This window comes from Streptomyces sp. NPDC047315 (assembly GCF_040643215.1).
GTDB lineage: Bacteria > Actinomycetota > Actinomycetes > Streptomycetales > Streptomycetaceae > Streptomyces.
Window position 1 is genome coordinate 199,008 of sequence record NZ_JBEYTZ010000011.1, and the last position, 14,768, is coordinate 213,775.

The 14,768-nt window shown below is 71.7% G+C and carries 15 protein-coding genes; 7 read left to right on the forward strand and 8 right to left on the reverse strand.

Annotated features, from left to right (window positions below):
* Positions 1–69 precede the first annotated feature (69 nt).
* The gene (locus ABZ842_RS15640; RefSeq protein WP_361537193.1) at positions 70–462 is read right to left on the reverse strand and encodes an SCO5389 family protein; all 393 of its coding nucleotides are present in this window, start codon (positions 460–462) and stop codon (positions 70–72) included.
* 308 nt (positions 463–770) lie between these two features.
* Here ABZ842_RS15640 and nucS point away from each other — a divergent pair, with 308 nt between their 5' ends.
* Complete coding sequence (gene nucS, locus ABZ842_RS15645; protein ID WP_361537194.1) at positions 771–1,433, forward strand: endonuclease NucS; 663 nt, start codon at positions 771–773, stop codon at positions 1,431–1,433.
* 72 nt (positions 1,434–1,505) lie between these two features.
* On the opposite strand, the gene ABZ842_RS15650 is transcribed toward nucS, so the two are convergent.
* The 4 genes from ABZ842_RS15650 to ABZ842_RS15665 all read right to left on the reverse strand — a co-directional run bounded on the left by ABZ842_RS15650 (position 1,506) and on the right by ABZ842_RS15665 (position 6,592).
* Positions 1,506–4,085 carry an ATP-binding protein gene (locus ABZ842_RS15650; protein WP_361537195.1) on the reverse strand — a complete coding sequence of 860 codons (2,580 nt, stop codon included), beginning with the start codon at positions 4,083–4,085 and terminating at the stop codon, positions 1,506–1,508.
* Between the two features lie 336 nt (positions 4,086–4,421).
* Positions 4,422–4,745 (reverse strand): STAS domain-containing protein, encoded by a 324-nt coding sequence (locus ABZ842_RS15655; RefSeq protein ID WP_361537196.1) that lies wholly within the window; start codon positions 4,743–4,745, stop codon positions 4,422–4,424.
* A gap of 233 nt (positions 4,746–4,978) precedes the next feature.
* Positions 4,979–5,827 (reverse strand): 3-hydroxyacyl-CoA dehydrogenase family protein, encoded by an 849-nt coding sequence (locus ABZ842_RS15660; RefSeq protein WP_361537197.1) that lies wholly within the window; start codon positions 5,825–5,827, stop codon positions 4,979–4,981.
* Between the two features lie 123 nt (positions 5,828–5,950).
* Positions 5,951–6,592: a TetR/AcrR family transcriptional regulator gene (locus ABZ842_RS15665; protein WP_361537198.1), complete on the reverse strand. Its 642-nt coding sequence runs from the start codon at positions 6,590–6,592 to the stop codon at positions 5,951–5,953.
* A 97-nt stretch (positions 6,593–6,689) separates the two neighbouring features.
* Between ABZ842_RS15665 and ABZ842_RS15670 the strand changes: the two genes are divergently transcribed.
* Genes ABZ842_RS15670 through ABZ842_RS15680 form a run of 3 tightly spaced genes read left to right on the forward strand, consistent with a single transcriptional unit; the run spans position 6,690 to position 8,824 of the window.
* The gene (locus tag ABZ842_RS15670; RefSeq protein WP_361537199.1) at positions 6,690–7,469 is read left to right on the forward strand and encodes an ATP-binding cassette domain-containing protein; all 780 of its coding nucleotides are present in this window, start codon (positions 6,690–6,692) and stop codon (positions 7,467–7,469) included.
* A gap of 19 nt (positions 7,470–7,488) precedes the next feature.
* On the forward strand, positions 7,489–8,238 hold the full coding sequence (locus tag ABZ842_RS15675) for an ABC transporter permease (RefSeq protein ID WP_361537200.1): 750 nt from the start codon (positions 7,489–7,491) through the stop codon (positions 8,236–8,238).
* Positions 8,239–8,251: 13 nt separating this feature from the next.
* Positions 8,252–8,824, forward strand: a complete 573-nt coding sequence (locus ABZ842_RS15680) for a cob(I)yrinic acid a,c-diamide adenosyltransferase (RefSeq protein WP_361537201.1) — start codon at positions 8,252–8,254, stop codon at positions 8,822–8,824.
* A gap of 12 nt (positions 8,825–8,836) precedes the next feature.
* On the opposite strand, the gene ABZ842_RS15685 is transcribed toward ABZ842_RS15680, so the two are convergent.
* Complete coding sequence (locus ABZ842_RS15685) at positions 8,837–9,418, reverse strand: hypothetical protein (protein WP_361537202.1); 582 nt, start codon at positions 9,416–9,418, stop codon at positions 8,837–8,839.
* A gap of 169 nt (positions 9,419–9,587) precedes the next feature.
* On the opposite strand from ABZ842_RS15685, the gene ABZ842_RS15690 reads away from it, so the two are divergent.
* From ABZ842_RS15690 to ABZ842_RS15700, 3 genes are all read left to right on the forward strand, one after another.
* Positions 9,588–10,814 (forward strand): histidine kinase, encoded by a 1,227-nt coding sequence (locus ABZ842_RS15690; RefSeq protein WP_361537203.1) that lies wholly within the window; start codon positions 9,588–9,590, stop codon positions 10,812–10,814.
* Entirely contained in the window at positions 10,811–11,503 is a 693-nt protein-coding gene (locus ABZ842_RS15695; protein ID WP_361537204.1) for a response regulator transcription factor, read from the forward strand. The genes ABZ842_RS15690 and ABZ842_RS15695 overlap by 4 nt, the downstream gene beginning before the upstream one ends.
* A 294-nt stretch (positions 11,504–11,797) precedes the next feature.
* On the forward strand, positions 11,798–13,552 hold the full coding sequence (locus tag ABZ842_RS15700) for a glycosyl hydrolase family 18 protein (protein WP_361537243.1): 1,755 nt from the start codon (positions 11,798–11,800) through the stop codon (positions 13,550–13,552).
* A gap of 104 nt (positions 13,553–13,656) precedes the next feature.
* Here ABZ842_RS15700 and ABZ842_RS15705 read toward each other — a convergent pair whose 3' ends face one another.
* Together ABZ842_RS15705 and ABZ842_RS15710 are read right to left on the reverse strand one after the other, a co-directional pair.
* Positions 13,657–14,118 (reverse strand): DUF2550 domain-containing protein, encoded by a 462-nt coding sequence (locus ABZ842_RS15705; RefSeq protein WP_361537205.1) that lies wholly within the window; start codon positions 14,116–14,118, stop codon positions 13,657–13,659.
* Positions 14,119–14,281: 163 nt separating this feature from the next.
* Positions 14,282–14,665, reverse strand: a complete 384-nt coding sequence (locus ABZ842_RS15710) for a F0F1 ATP synthase subunit epsilon (protein ID WP_361537206.1) — start codon at positions 14,663–14,665, stop codon at positions 14,282–14,284.
* Positions 14,666–14,768: the final 103 nt, after the last annotated feature.

The following is a 14,768-nucleotide window of genomic DNA, read 5'->3' on the forward strand; positions in this document are numbered from 1 at the left end:
CTCTCCGCGCGGTCGAGCGCCCCCGCATCTCCCGCGATGCGAAGCCGCTCCGACGACCGCAAGAAGACCTCAGCAGTCGCGCAGTTCGGGCGACTGGTTCAGCAGCTGAGCCCTCGGGGAGGTGAAGCGGGCGAGCCGCTCGTCCACCGCGGGGTCCAAGGGGAACACCGCGACGCGGTGACAGTTCTGGAATGCCAGGCGCACTCCGAAGTGCCGCTGGAGCGCTCCGCGGATCGCATCGCTAGCGAGCGCGCGCAGCAGCTGACCACGTGCCTGCTCGTCCGGCGGAGGCGTCTGGTTGTCGGCGAAGTCGCCGCCGTCGACCTTCAGCTGTGCCACCAGAGAACTGATCATCTCCCATGCGAAGGGCAGGGAGGTCCGGACGCAGTCGACGAAGGCGGCTTCGTCGACCTCGCCTCGCTCGGCCTGTTCCAACAGCGCCGGTGAGACGTCGAGCGACATGGGTTCTCCTCTCGCGGCCCCGGGGCGCGGGGCCTTGCGGGCAGGGCAGGATTTCGCCGGAAACCACCGGAATGCCTCGCCATGCGCATGACGCATGACGACGCAGAGTGCGCGACCGGCAACCTCCTGCATCCACGGTAAGTGCGCCGTCCCGCGCGCACCAGGAGATTGGGCAGACAACCGGCCACAAACGAACACGGACAAGAGGGACGACCCGAAGCGCCTCAGCCAGGCTCAGTACCCGGTGCGGACGGCCGAGCGCAGACGGAATCGCGCGCGACCGCGTGCGTCGAGTAGCGTTGCCGACCATGCGCCTTGTCATCGCTCGCTGCTCCGTGGACTACGTGGGCAGGCTCACCGCCCACCTTCCCTCCGCCCCCCGCCTGATCCTCGTGAAGGCCGACGGCAGCGTCTCCATCCACGCGGACGACCGGGCGTACAAACCGCTCAACTGGATGTCCCCGCCCTGCACACTCAAGGAGGGCGACGACAGTGTCTGGACGGTCATCAACAAAGCCGGCGAAAAATTGATCATCACCATGGAGGAGGTCCTCCACGACTCCTCGCACGAGTTGGGCGTCGACCCCGGCCTGATCAAGGACGGCGTTGAGGCGCACCTCCAGGAGCTGTTGGCCGACCGGATCGAGACACTGGGCGACGGCTACACCCTGATCCGCCGGGAGTACCCCACCGCGATCGGGCCGGTGGACATCCTGTGCCGGGACTCCGACGGCGCCACGGTGGCGGTGGAGATCAAGCGCCGCGGCGAGATCGACGGCGTGGAGCAGTTGACGCGCTATCTGGAACTGCTGAACCGCGATCCGCACCTCTCGCCGGTGCGGGGCGTCTTCGCCGCGCAGGAGATCAAGCCGCAGGCCCGGGTGTTGGCGACGGACCGCGGCATCGGCTGCGTGGTGCTGGACTACGACGCGCTGCGCGGCGTCGAGGACGACAAGCTCAGGCTCTTCTGAGGAGCCTTAGGCAGGTACGACGAAGCGGGCGGGGTCGATGGTGCATCGGCCCCGCCCGCTTCTCGCTTCCGCTCAGCCCTCGGACGGGCTCGCGCCCTCGGGCGTCGGCTGCCCCTCCGGGGCGGACGCCTCGGGTTCGGCGGCGCCGCCCTGCGCCTCCGTCGAGCCGGTCAGCGAACTCGACGGCGGAGAGGGCGACGGCGGCGACGGGGAGTCGGTCGGCGGCTTGGAAGTCGGCGGCGTCGACGACGGCGGCGTGGACGACTTGGTCGGCTTGGGTCCCTGGGTCGACGACGCCGGCGGGGTCTTCGACGGAGTCGTCGACGGCCGCTGGGACGTCGTCCTGGACGGCGAAGCGGACTCCTCGGGTTCACGGGACCCGGACGGCGACGCGGACCCCGAAGGGGTGGGCCGCTGCGCCGGGTCACCGGTGCGCTCGTGCCCCGGCGCGGACTCGGCCCCGCTCCCGTCGTCCATCCCGTCCTGCTCGTCCTCGCCGTTGTGCCCGTCCTCCTCGCTCGCGGAGGTGTCCGTGCCCACGCGGGTGCCGGGCAGGTCCTTCTTGTCGGAGGCGGTGCCGAGGCTGGCGACCGCACCGAGCACGGCGACGAGCACGGCACCGGCCCCCGCCGCGACCAGGTTGCGACGGGCGTTGCCGAAGCCCAGACGCCGACGCCGCGGCTTGCCGTCGTCCGCGAACACCGGCGTACGGGCCGTCGACCCGGCGACCAGGGTGTCCGGCGCGGCGGTGCCCGGCGGCTCGTCCAGGTGCGAGGGGCCCACACCGGTCAGCGGTACGAGCGCGGGCACCGGCGACAGCCCCCGTACGGGCGTGTCGTCCGCGGCGGGTGCGCCGCCGCCCGCGACCGGGCCTGGGCGGACGGCCACCGGGCCGACGGGGCGCAGTTCCAGCGCTCCGGGCGCGGCGGGCTCGTCCTGCTCGCCGCTCAACCGCCGCTCGCGGTCGGTGACCAGCGTCAGGGCGCGCCGGCCGGCGACGGTGCCGTTGCGGTCGGCGAGCGCTCCGCGCAGACCGATCGACGCCTCCAACTCGGCCCGGGCCCGGCCCAGGTTGTCCGTGCAGAGCGCGAGGACGCCCAGCTCGTGGTGGAAGTACGCCTGCTCGGCCACCTCTCCCGCTATTCGCGCGGCGGTCGACCCCATGCGCAACGCGCTCTCCCAGGCGCCCCAGTGCAGCCCGGCGGCGAAGGCGGGCGCGGCGCTGCGGGCCAGCAGGACGGCCGCGCTGGGCTGTCCGGCGGCCCGGTTCTCCACCAGCGCGGACAGGGCGGCCAGTACGGCGTCGGCCTCGACGACGACGCGTTCGGCGGTGACGGAGGGGTGCGCGGCCCACCAGGCGTAGTGCTGGGCCGCGGTGTGGGCGCGGTCGGCGGACTCGGCCGGATCGGCGCCGTACCCCTTCTCCTGGAGCTGGGCGAGGACGCCGGCGGCGAGGCGGTAGCGCGGGCCGGCCGGGGAGAGCAGCCCACAGCCCGTCAGCTCGCCGAGGGCCGCGTCCGCGTGGGTGTCGCCGATGAGCGCGGGCAGGTGCGCCTGGTGCGGGACCTCGCCGCCGAGGGCGACGGCGAACCGCAGCGCCTCGCGGGCGGCCTCGCTGAGCCGGGACGCCAGCAGGGCGGCGGGGGCGGCGCCCTGGCCGAGCGTCGGCAGCCGTACGCCGCCGGCCCGGGTGCCGTCGAAGGGCGAGGCGTCCTCGGCCTCTTCCGGGACCGCCGCGTACAGCTCGTCGTACTGCCGCAGCAGCGCACCGGCCTGGACGAAGCGCAGCGGCAGGCCCTCGGACTCGAACCAGAGGTCGCCCGCCCAGTTCTTCTCGTCCTCCGTCAGGTCGCGGTCGACGACCCGGGCGAGCAGTTCGAGGGCGCCGGTGCGGCTGAGTCCGTCGAGGACGACCTCGTCCAGGAGGGCGTCGTCGTCGGGGGCCGCGACGTCAGGGGTGGCGGCGAGCAGGAAGGCGCACTCGGGCGCGGCGTCCAGGAAGTCCGTGAGCGCGGTGCCGCCGAACTCCAGGTCGTCGAGGACGACGACGGCGCCGATCTGCCGCACCTCGGCGAGCAGTTCGTCCCGGCCGAGCCGGTGCCGGTCCGTCGTGTGGACCACCGCGAACAGCTCGTACAGCAGCTCGGTGGCGGTGCGGTGCAGTCCGCTGAGGCGGACCACGCCGGCGGGCGCGACGGTCGCGCAGTCCTGGGCGACCAGGTCGAGGAGGGCGGAGCGGCCGGAGCCGCGGGGGCCGACGAGCCGCACCGAGCGACCGCGGCTGAGCAGTTCGCCCAGCTGCCCGCGCGGCCCGTCGCGCTCGACGAGCGCGAGCCGCGGCGAGGCGGGGCCGGCCGGTACGGGTGGCTGGGCGGCGCGCTCCTGCGCGGCGCGCTCGGCGGGGGTGCGGCGGCGCGGCGGCGGCGTCCACCCCTGTCCCTGCGGTGCACCGCCGGGCGGACAGGGCTCGATCTCGCTGCCGTCGACGGGGTTGACGGTGAGCAGGAAGTCACCGGCGACGACCGGTGTGGTGCGCGCGGGTGCGGGCGTCAGCGCCGGCGCCGGAACCTCACCGGAGGCGCGACCGGGTCCGGTCGCCTCCCGTGGGGTGCGCGGCCGTGCGGCGCCCTCGCCGAAACTGTCCTTCTCCATGGTGAAATGCCCCTAGATGCGCTGTCGCAACAGCTGCGCCCGCGACGGCGGACGCACGCAGGCGCGCCACGGCGGCGGGCGGAACGAACCCTAGCCGCTGGCAGCGTATCCCCCTACCCGGGGGGTGCCGCGCGGTCCGCCACGTCACGATCCCATGAGAATTGTGAGCGCCCTGCGAAGTCCGCGACGCCCCGCAGACAAACGACGGGGGAAGCGAAACAGGTGGCGTTGGGGGTCCCCCGTGCCCACAGGGCACAGGTGGGGGTCCCCAACGCCCTAAAGCGCACGTGCCGCACCCGGCAAGCACGCTCACGCGCCGCGGCGCAACCCCGCGGGTTACACGCGCGGGAGGGATTCCGCGGCCAGGCCGCCCTCGATCGCGAGGATGCGGTGCAGGCGGGTGGCGACCAGCAGGCGCTGCATTTGGGGCGGCACGCCGCGCAGCACCAGGCGCCGCCCGCAGCGGCCGGCACGGCGGTGCGCTCCCATGATGACCCCGAGGCCCGTGGCGTCCCAGGAGTCGAGGCTGGTCAGATCCAGCACCAGGTCCCCGTCCCCGTCGTCCACGGCCGAGTGCAGGACCGTACGGGCGTCCGCCGCGCTGCGGACGTCGAGGCGGCCCCCGACGACCAGCTCGGTGTGGTCGCCCCTGATGTGCATATGCGCTCCCCGAGTTCTTGACTGCGCTGCGTCTGCTGCATCTGCTGCTGCGTCACCCGCAGCACGTTCCGTCTCTTCCGTCTTCCCTGCCGGTTCTTTCACCAACTGACTGCATCCGGGGCCGTGCAGTTGCTGCTTGTAAGCGAACCGATACCGAATTCACCCCGAAGGGTGATCGACGGAGGCCGGCTCCGGTCGCTCACGCAGCGGCGCGCGGAGGTCAGTGGCGAAGGTCAGTGGGTGTAGAACCCCTGCCCGCTCTTGCGTCCGATGTCACCCGCGTCCACCATCCGGCGCATCAGCTCCGGCGGGGCGAACTTCTCGTCCTGGCACTCCGTGTAGATGTTCTCGGTGGCGTGCAGCAGGATGTCCACGCCCGTGAGGTCCGCGGTGGCGAGCGGCCCCATCGCATGGCCGAAGCCCAGCTTGCAGGCGATGTCGATGTCCTCGGCCGAGGCCACTCCCGACTCGTAGAGCTTGGCCGCCTCGACGACCAGGGCCGAGATCAGCCGGGTGGTGACGAAGCCGGCGACGTCCCGGTTGACGACGATGCAGGTCTTGCCCACGGACTCGGCGAAGTCCCGGGTGGTGGCGAGCGTTTCGTCGCTGGTCTTGTAGCCGCGGACCAGCTCGCACAGCTGCATCATCGGCACGGGCGAGAAGAAGTGGGCGCCGATGACCCGCTCGGGGCGCTGCGTCACGGCCGCGATCTTGGTGATCGGGATGGCGGAGGTGTTGGAGGCGAGCACGGCGTCGTCGCGCACGAGCTTGTCGAGCTCGCGGAAGATCTCGTGCTTGACCTCCAGCTTCTCGAACACCGCCTCGACGACCACGTCCGCGTCGGCCACCGCGTCGAGGTCGGTCGTGGTGGTGATGCGGGCCAACGCGGCGTCGGCGTCGGCGGCTTCGAGCTTGCCCTTGGCGACGAACTTGGCGTACGACGCCTTGACGGCGTCCGTGCCGCGGGCCAGGGCCTCGTCGGTGACGTCGCGCAGCACGACGTCCCACCCGGCCTGGGCGGAGACCTGCGCGATGCCGGATCCCATGAGTCCGGCTCCGATGACGGCGAGCTTCCCGGCCACTGCGACACCCCTAACGTCTGTTTACTTTTCGCCTCTCGGCGGAGGTTAGCGCCCGACAGCGGCGCTGTGGCGATGAAGAGATGCGCGTCACGTCTCACATGACGGACATCACACCGGCGCCGCTCACTCGCTGGCGCGTACGGCGTAGTTGAAGACCCGTCTGCCGAGCAGTTCCTCGATCTCGTCGAGTACGCCGAGCGCTTCCCGGGAGACGTCCTCGGGGGCGCGGTTGGCGGTCATCTCCCGGCTCACGAACTCCATCACGCACTGGTGGACCCAGTTGATCTGACCGGCCATCAGGGCGGGCAGGAAGTCGTCGGCGGGGGCGCCGGTCTCCGTGCGCAACTCCTCCTCCAACCGCTCCAGGGCGCGCCGCTGCAGGCGGGAGAGGCTGGCGCGCAGGGACGCCGCGTTGTGCACGACGAGCACGAACCGGTCGTACCCGGACACCAGTCCGACGCGCGGCGACATGCCCTCGACCTCGGCGCGCAACTCGCGCAGCACGGCGGCGACGGCGGACTCCCCCGCATCCCGGCCGCGCACCCAGCGGGCGAGCTGTTCGACGACGTCGTCGCCGCGGTCGAGGAAGAGGTCTTCCTTGGTGGCGAAGTAGTTGTAGACGGTGTTCACGGAGACGTCGGCGGCTTCGGCGATCTCGGCGATGGTGACGTCCTCGAAGCCGCGCTCCATGAAGAGGCCGGTGGCGGTGTCGGAGATGTGCTGCCGCGTACGGCGCTTCTTCCGCTCCCTCAGTCCCTCGGCCATGGGCCCAGCATACCTTTCCTACACTCTCGCCCAATTTCGCATCCCCTTAATTTTTGGTGTCATTGCAAACTTTTAATGACTCTGCTTTCGTGGGGTCATGGCCGTCATCAGCACGTCCGGACTAGCCCGGACCTTCCATACGAAACAGGGCGCCGTGGAAGCGGTCCGCTCCATCGACCTGACCGTCCGACCCGGTGAAGTCGTGGGCCTCCTCGGTCCGAACGGGGCCGGCAAGACCACCACCCTGCGCATGCTCACCACGCTGCTGCCGCCGACCGGCGGCGCCGCCACCGTCGCCGGACACGACCTGGTCCGCGACCCCGCCGCCGTACGGCGCGCGGTGGGGTACGTCGCCCAGTCCGGCGGGCTCGACCCGAACGTCAGCGTCCAAGAGGAGCTGATCACCCAGGGCCGGCTGCACCGGCTGTCGAAGGCGGCGGCGACGGCCCGAGCGCAGGAGTTGGCGGCCGACCTCGGCATCGACGACCTCCTCCCCCGGCTGACCTCGCAGCTGTCCGGGGGCCAGCGGCGCCGGCTCGACATCGCGATGGGCCTCACCCACCGGCCCGCGGTGCTCTTCCTCGACGAGCCCACCACCGGGCTCGACCCGGGCAGCCGGGCGGACGTGTGGGAGCTGGTGCGGCGGCTGCGGGCCGAGCACGGCACCACCGTCGTGCTCACCACCCACTACCTCGACGAGGCGGACGCCCTCGCCGACCGGGTCGTGGTGGTGGACGGCGGGGTGGTCGCCGCCGAGGGCGCCCCGGCCGCGCTGAAGCGGACGTACGCCGGCTCCGCGGACGCCAGCCTCCAGGACGCCTTCCTCGCGATCACCGGGCGCGGCCCGGCCGCGGAGTCCGCCCCCGTCGCCGTCTGAACCTTTCCGAGGACCCGCCATGCTGCTGCACGACACCGCCCTCGTCTTCGGGCGCTACGCCCGACAGGCCCTCCGCTCGCGCTTCCACGTCTTCTTCGGCGTCCTGATGCCGATGCTCTACCTGCTCTTCTTCGGCCCCCTCCTCGTCGACCTGCCGATCGCCGACCGCGGCGACTCCTGGCAGGTCCTGGTCCCCGGGCTGCTGCTCCAGCTCACCCTCTTCGGCGCGGCCTTCAGCGGCTTCGCCGTCGTCGTGGAGCGCGGCCAGGGCGTCCTGGAACGCATGCAGGCGACACCGGTCAGCCGGCTCGCGCTACTGCTCGGCCGGGTGCTGCGGGACGTCTGCCTGCTGGTGTTCCAGGCGGTGCTGCTGGTGCTCACGGCCTTCGCGATGGGGCTGCGCGCCCCGCTCGTCGGCGTCCTCGTCGGCTTCGCCTTCGTCGCCCTGCTCGCGCTCTCGCTCGCGTCGCTGTCGTGCGCGCTCGCGGTCCGCCTTCCCCTGCCCCAGCAGTTCGGCCCGACCGTCAACGCCATCGTGATGCCCGTGATGCTGCTGTCCGGACTGATGCTGCCGATGGCGCTCGGCCCCGGCTGGCTGGACGGCCTCTCGCACGCGATGCCGCTGCGCCATCTGGTGGACGCGGTGCGCGACGCGTACGTGGGCCGGTACGCCACCGGTTCCATGCTGCTCGGAGCGCTGGTCGCCGTCGGCCTCGCCGCACTCGCCGTGACCACGGGCACACGGGTCTTCCGCAGCGCCGACGGCTAATTACGCTGGGGGCATGGTCAATCTGACGCGCATCTACACCCGCACCGGCGACACCGGCACCACCGCACTCGGCGACATGAGCCGGGCGCCCAAGACCGATCTGCGGATCGCCGCCTACGCCGACGCCAACGAGGCGAACGCCGTACTGGGCACCGCGATCGCCCTGGGCGAGCTGCCCGAGGAGGTCGTCACCGTCCTGGTCCGGGTGCAGAACGACCTCTTCGACGTCGGCGCGGACCTGTCCACCCCGGTGGTGGAGAACCCCAAGTACCCGCCGCTGCGGGTGGAGCAGTCCTACGTCGACCGGCTGGAGGCGGACTGCGACCACTTCCTGGAGTCCCTGGACAAGCTGCGCAGCTTCATCCTCCCCGGCGGCACCCCGGGCGCCGCCCTGCTGCACCAGGCGTGCACCGTGGTGCGGCGCGCGGAGCGCTCCACCTGGGCGGCGCTGGAGGTGCACGCGGCGACGATGAACCCGCTGACCGCCACGTACCTCAACCGCCTGTCCGACCTGCTCTTCATCCTCGCCCGGACGGCGAACAAGGAGCGCGGCGACGTGCTGTGGGTGCCCGGCGGGGAGCGCTGAGCGGGGGCGCCCTCACAGACGCTTGCCCGCCTCCACGGGCTCGTCCTTCTCGTCCTGCCCCTCGGGCGCCTTGGTCGGGAAGACCACGTACCAGAGCACCACGAGCCCGTGGAACCCGGTGATCCGCCACGCCTGGGAGATCCACGCCCAGAGGCTGTCGTCGCGGGAGGAGTCGCCGACGTACGCGATCGCCAACAGCAGCAGCCCGCTGGCGGTGACCGCGCCGACGACCGTGCCCAACCAGAGCTTGGTCTCGTACGCCACCCGTGCCTTGCCGTACCCCGCGGTGCTCTTCGGCGCCGGGGCGCCGCCGAAGCGGTGCGCGGCCTTGGCGTCCAGCCACTTCACGGTGCGGTGGCCGTGGCCGACGGTGTAGCCGATGTAGAGCGCGGCGAGGCCGTGCGTCCAGCTCGGTTCGGCGCCGTTCTTGAGGTCGATCGCCGTGGCCACCAGCAGGACGACCTCCAACAGGGGCTCCAGCAACAGCAGCCCCACGCCCAGGCGCGGCATCTTCAGCACGTAACGGGCCCCGAGGCCCGCCGCCAGCAGCACCCAGAAGCCGACCTCACAGATCACGATCAGCGTGACGATCACGGCTCCACTCCTTTCACCTCCTCAAGGGTCCCGGCCGCGGCGCCCGCATTCGTCGTCGCCGGTGACGAAACCGACGCCGGCGCACTGCATCTTTCGATGTAGCGGGTGCCGCGCCGACTCCCCCCGGCACAGGAGGCCAAAGGGGTGCGACGACGTGTTTCATGGGTGCGTGCACCTTCCCCGTCCCCACCGCGACGACGTCGTCATCGCCGTGGCCGCCCTCCTCGGCGGGCTGCTGCTGTGGTCGCTCGGCCTCTACACCAACGGCGACGTGAACCGTCCGCTGCCCAAGTGGGCGACGCTGGTGCCGCTCGTGGTCATCTGCGCCATGTCCGTTTACCGCCGGACGTTCCCGCTGACCACCCTGCTGGTGTGCACGCTCTGTCTGACCGCGGACGTGTTCTCGGTCGGCAGCATCGTCACGATCATCATGTTCTCGGACGGGGTGTACGTGTCCGTGGTCTACGGGCCGCCCCGGTTCGCCCGCCGCCTCCCGGTGATCACCGGTCTGCTCACCGTGGCCGTGACGGGCCTGCTCGCCGCCCTGCTCCAGAATCCGGGAGCGCTGCTGATCGGGGTGGTCTTCGGGCTGATCACCTTCGGCCCGGCGACGACGGGCGCGATCGTGCGCAACCACCGCGAGGCCGCGGACGCGGCCAAGCTGCGGGCCGAGCAGACCGCGCTGCTCGCCGAGATGGACCGGGTGCAGGCGGTCGCCGCCGAGCGCTCCCGGATGGCGCGCGAGCTGCACGACATGGTCGCCAACCACCTCTCCGCGATCGCGATCCACTCCACCGCCGCGATCTCCCTGGACGACGCCGCGACCACCCGCACCGCGCTGAACGTCATCCGGGAGAACAGCGTCGAGGGACTGGCCGAGATGCGACGGCTGATCGGGCTGCTGCGGGACGACGCGAGCGCCGACGACCGCGAGCCGGCCGCCCGCCCCTCGCTCGCCGGCCTGGAGGCGCTGGTGGCGCAGGCCGGGACGAACGGCGCGGCCAGCGGCCTGACCGTCACCCTGGACGACCGGCGCGGCGCCCGGGGCGGGGGCGAGGCGACGCTGCCGGCGCCGGTGGAGCTCGCGGCGTACCGGATCGTCCAGGAGTCCCTGACGAACGCGCTGAAGCACGCCGAGCCCGGTGATGTGCACGTCGAACTCGTCCACACCGCGGGCGACCGGCTGACGGTGACCGTGACCAGCGCGTACGGCTCCGGCACCGGCCCGCGCGCACCGGGCTCCGGCGCCGGTCTGGTGGGCATGCGGGAGCGGGTCGCCCTGCTCGACGGGGAGATCGAGGCGGGGCCGGTGCCGGGCCCCGACGACGGGCCGGAGAAGATCTGGCGAGTACGGGCGGTCCTTCCCGTACGGGACGACGAGGAGCCGGACGCATGACGGGCGCAGCGCAGCACGCCGAACGAGCCGAGCGGGAGCAGCCGATCCGGGTGCTGGTCGCCGAGGACCAGAGCTCGGTGCGGGCGGGGCTCGTCCTCATCCTGCGCAGCGCGCCGGACATCGAGGTGGCGGGCGAGGCCGTCGACGGCGAGGAGGCGGTGCGGCTCGCCCGCGAGCTCCGTCCCGACCTGGTCCTGATGGACATCCAGATGCCGCGCCTCGACGGGGTTTCGGCCACCCGTCAGGTGGTGTCGGAGGACCTGGCGGACGTCCTGGTGCTCACCACGTTCGACCTGGACGAGTACGTCTTCGGCTCGCTGCGAGCCGGTGCGTCCGGCTTCCTGCTGAAGAACACCGAAGCCAAGGACCTGTTGGAGGCGGTGCGCACGGTGGCGCGCGGCGAGGGGCTGATCGCGCCCGCGGTGACGCGCCGGCTGATCGCGGAGTTCGCGGCGCCGCACCCGGTCCGCTCCCCCGACGCACCGGATCCCGCGGTCCTGGACGTGCTCACGCCCCGGGAGCGCGAGGTGCTGTCCTGTCTGGGCGAGGGGCTGTCGAACGCGGAGATCGCGGACCGGCTCACCATGGCGGAGGCCACGGTGAAGACCCACGTCAGCCGGTTGCTGGGCAAGTTGGAGCTCCGCAGCCGGGTCCAAGCGGCCGTGCTGGCACAGGAGTTGGGGATCTAACGAGCCGTCGCCGTCAGGCGCGCCGTCGACGGGCGCAGCGAACGCCGCCTATGGTCTGGACCTATTGACGATTGGTCCAGACCTTCCTACTCTCCTCGGAACACACGCTGCGGTGAGCCACGCGGCGTGCGCAGTGCACGGTTCAGCCCAATTGGTCCCACCCCACTGTTCGGACCTCGTCGAGGAGTACCCGTGAGCACTCAACCCCCACCTCTGCGCGCCCGGAGATTCCGGTTGCCCGTCAGATCCAGGATCGTGGCGATCCTGGCCGCGCTCGTCGTCCCGCTGGCCGCGATGGTCGGCCTCGCCTCCCCCGCCCAGGCCGCCACCTCGGCGACCGCCACGTACACCAAGGGCTCCGACTGGGGCAACGGCTTCGAGGGCAAGTGGACGATCAAGAACACCGGCACCACCACCATCAGCAACTGGACGGTGGAGTGGGACTTTCCCGCCGGCACGAGGGTCACCTCCGCCTGGGACGCCGACGTGACCAACGTCGGCAACCGCTGGACCGCCAAGAGCAAGTCCTGGGCCGCCGCGCTCGCCCCCGGCGCCTCGGCGACCTTCGGCTTCAACGGCACCGGCGCCGGCGCCCCGTCCAACTGCAAGATCAACGGCGGAGCGTGTGACGGCGGCACCATCCCCGGCGACGACCCGCCGTCCGCCCCCGGCACCCCGACCTCCAGCAACGTGACCGAGACCTCGGCCACCATCTCCTGGGGCGCCGCCACCGACGACAAGGGCGTCAAGAACTACGACGTCTACCGCGACGGCGCCAAGGTCGCCACGGTCACCGGCACCTCGTACAACGCCACCGGCCTGACCAAGGCCACCGACTACGGCTTCACGGTCCAGGCGCGCGACACCGCCGACCAGGTCGGCCCGCACAGCGCCGCCCACACCTTCCGCACCCCGGGCGTCCCGGACCCCGGCGGCAAGAAGATCAAGATGGGGTACTTCACCAACTGGGGCGTCTACGGGCGCAACTACCACGTGAAGAACCTGGTGACCTCCGGCTCCGCGGCCAAGATCACCCACATCAACTACGCCTTCGGCAACGTCCAGAACGGCCGCTGCACCATCGGCGACTCCTACGCCGACTACGAGCGCGCCTACACCGCCGACCTCTCCGTCGACGGCGTCGCCGACACCTGGGACCAGCCCCTGCGCGGCAACTTCAACCAGCTCCGCAAGTTGAAGAAGCAGTTCCCGCACATCAAGATCCTCTTCTCCTTCGGCGGCTGGACCTGGTCCGGCGGCTTCACCCAGGCCATGCAGAACCCGACGGCCTTCGCCCAGTCCTGCTACGACCTGGTGGAGGACCCGCGCTGGGCCGACGTCTTCGACGGCATCGACCTGGACTGGGAGTACCCCAACGCCTGCGGTCTGACCTGCGACTCCAGCGGACCTGCGGTGATGAAGAACATGGCGCAGGCGTTCCGCGCCAAGTTCGGCCAGAACTACCTCGTCACCGCCGCCGTGACCGCCGACCCCAAGGCGGGCGGCAAGATCGACGCCGCTGACTACGGCGGCGCCGCGCAGTACATGGACTGGTACAACGTGATGACGTACGACTTCTTCGGCGCCTGGGCGGCCCAAGGTCCGACCGCCCCGCACTCCCCGCTCACCACGTATCCCGGCATCCCGGAGCCGACCTTCAACTCCGCCGACGCCATCGCCAAGTACAAGGCCAAGGGCGTGCCGGCGAGCAAGCTGCTCCTCGGCGTCGGCTTCTACGGCCGTGGCTGGACCGGCGTCACCCAGTCCGCCCCGGGCGGCACCGCCACCGGGCCGGCCCAAGGCACCTTCGAACCGGGCTTCGAGGACTACAAGGTCCTCAAGAACACCTGCCCGTCCACCGGCACCGTCGGCGGCACCGGCTACGCCCACTGCGGCAACAACTGGTGGGGCTACGACACCCCGGCGACCATCGGGAACAAGATGAACTGGGCCAAGAACCAACAGCTCGGCGGCGCGTTCTGGTGGGAGTTCAGCGGTGACACCACCAACGGCGAGCTGGTCAGCGCGGTCAACAGCGGCCTCCAGTGACCCGGAGCCCGACGACCGTCTGAACCACCACCCGTGACACACGGCGAGGGGCCGGGAGGACCAGACCTCCCGGCCCCTCGGCCGGTCTCACGGAGCCCCGCGCACTACGCGACGTTCACCCGCTGGCCGGGCGGCGCGGCCTCCAGCCAGGCGAGGAAGCCCGTCAGCGCGTCCTCGCTCATCGCCAGCTCCAGCCGCACGCCCTGGTGCAGACAGCCCAGCACCACCGCGTCGGAGAGCAGCGCCAGCTCCTCCTCGCCCTCGGGCGTACGACGGCCGACGACCTCGATCGCGGAGCGCTCCAGCACCCGGCGGGGCCTGGGCGCGTACGAGAAGACGCGGAACCACATGATGCGGTCACCGCTGTAACGGGCGACCCCGTACACCCAGCCCTTGCCCGGGGGCAGCGCTGGCTGTACGGGGTCGTCCGGGACGTTCCACCGCAGGGAGCAGTCGAAGGTGCCGCCGGAGCGCTGGATGAGCCTGCGGCGCAGACCGAAGACGAAGAGTCCGATCCCCACCAGGGCGACCACGATCAGGACGCCCACCAGAACCGCGAGGAACATCTCCGTCGACCTCCTCGCATCGTTCGCGTCGTTCGCACCGTCCCCGCCGGGGCACTTGCTCCGACGGGCCATCCCACCTGCACCTGCATTGCCTCAGCCGCGGCACGGTCTGGAGGATTCCAGTCCGGGCCGCGGCTGAGGGTCGAATCTGTCGGCGGGGCGCTCAGCCCACCGCCACCGCACGCAGACGGACGTCGGCGCGACGCTCGGCCGCCCCGTCCGAATCCGCCTTCGCACGCTCCAGCGCGCGCTCGGCACGCTGGGCGTCGATCTCGTCCGCCAGCTCGGCGACCTCCGCCAACAGCGACAGCTTGTTGTCGGCGAAGGAGATGAATCCACCGTGCACGGCGGCGACGACCGTACCGGCGCCCTCGGGGCCGCTGGTACGGATGGTCACCGGGCCCGACTCCAGCACACCGAGCAGCGGCTGGTGACCGGGCATGACGCCGATGTCGCCGGACGTGGTGCGCGCGACGACCAGGGTGGCCTCGCCGGACCAGACCTGGCGGTCGGCGGCGACCAGCTCGACATGCAGCTCAGCAGCCAAGGGTGGCTCCTCGGGTCACCACCCGGCGGCTTCGCCGGGTGTCGGTTCATCAGTCTAGTGGGGCCCGCGGTACGACCGTGCCGGGGCCCGGTCCGGCGGTGCG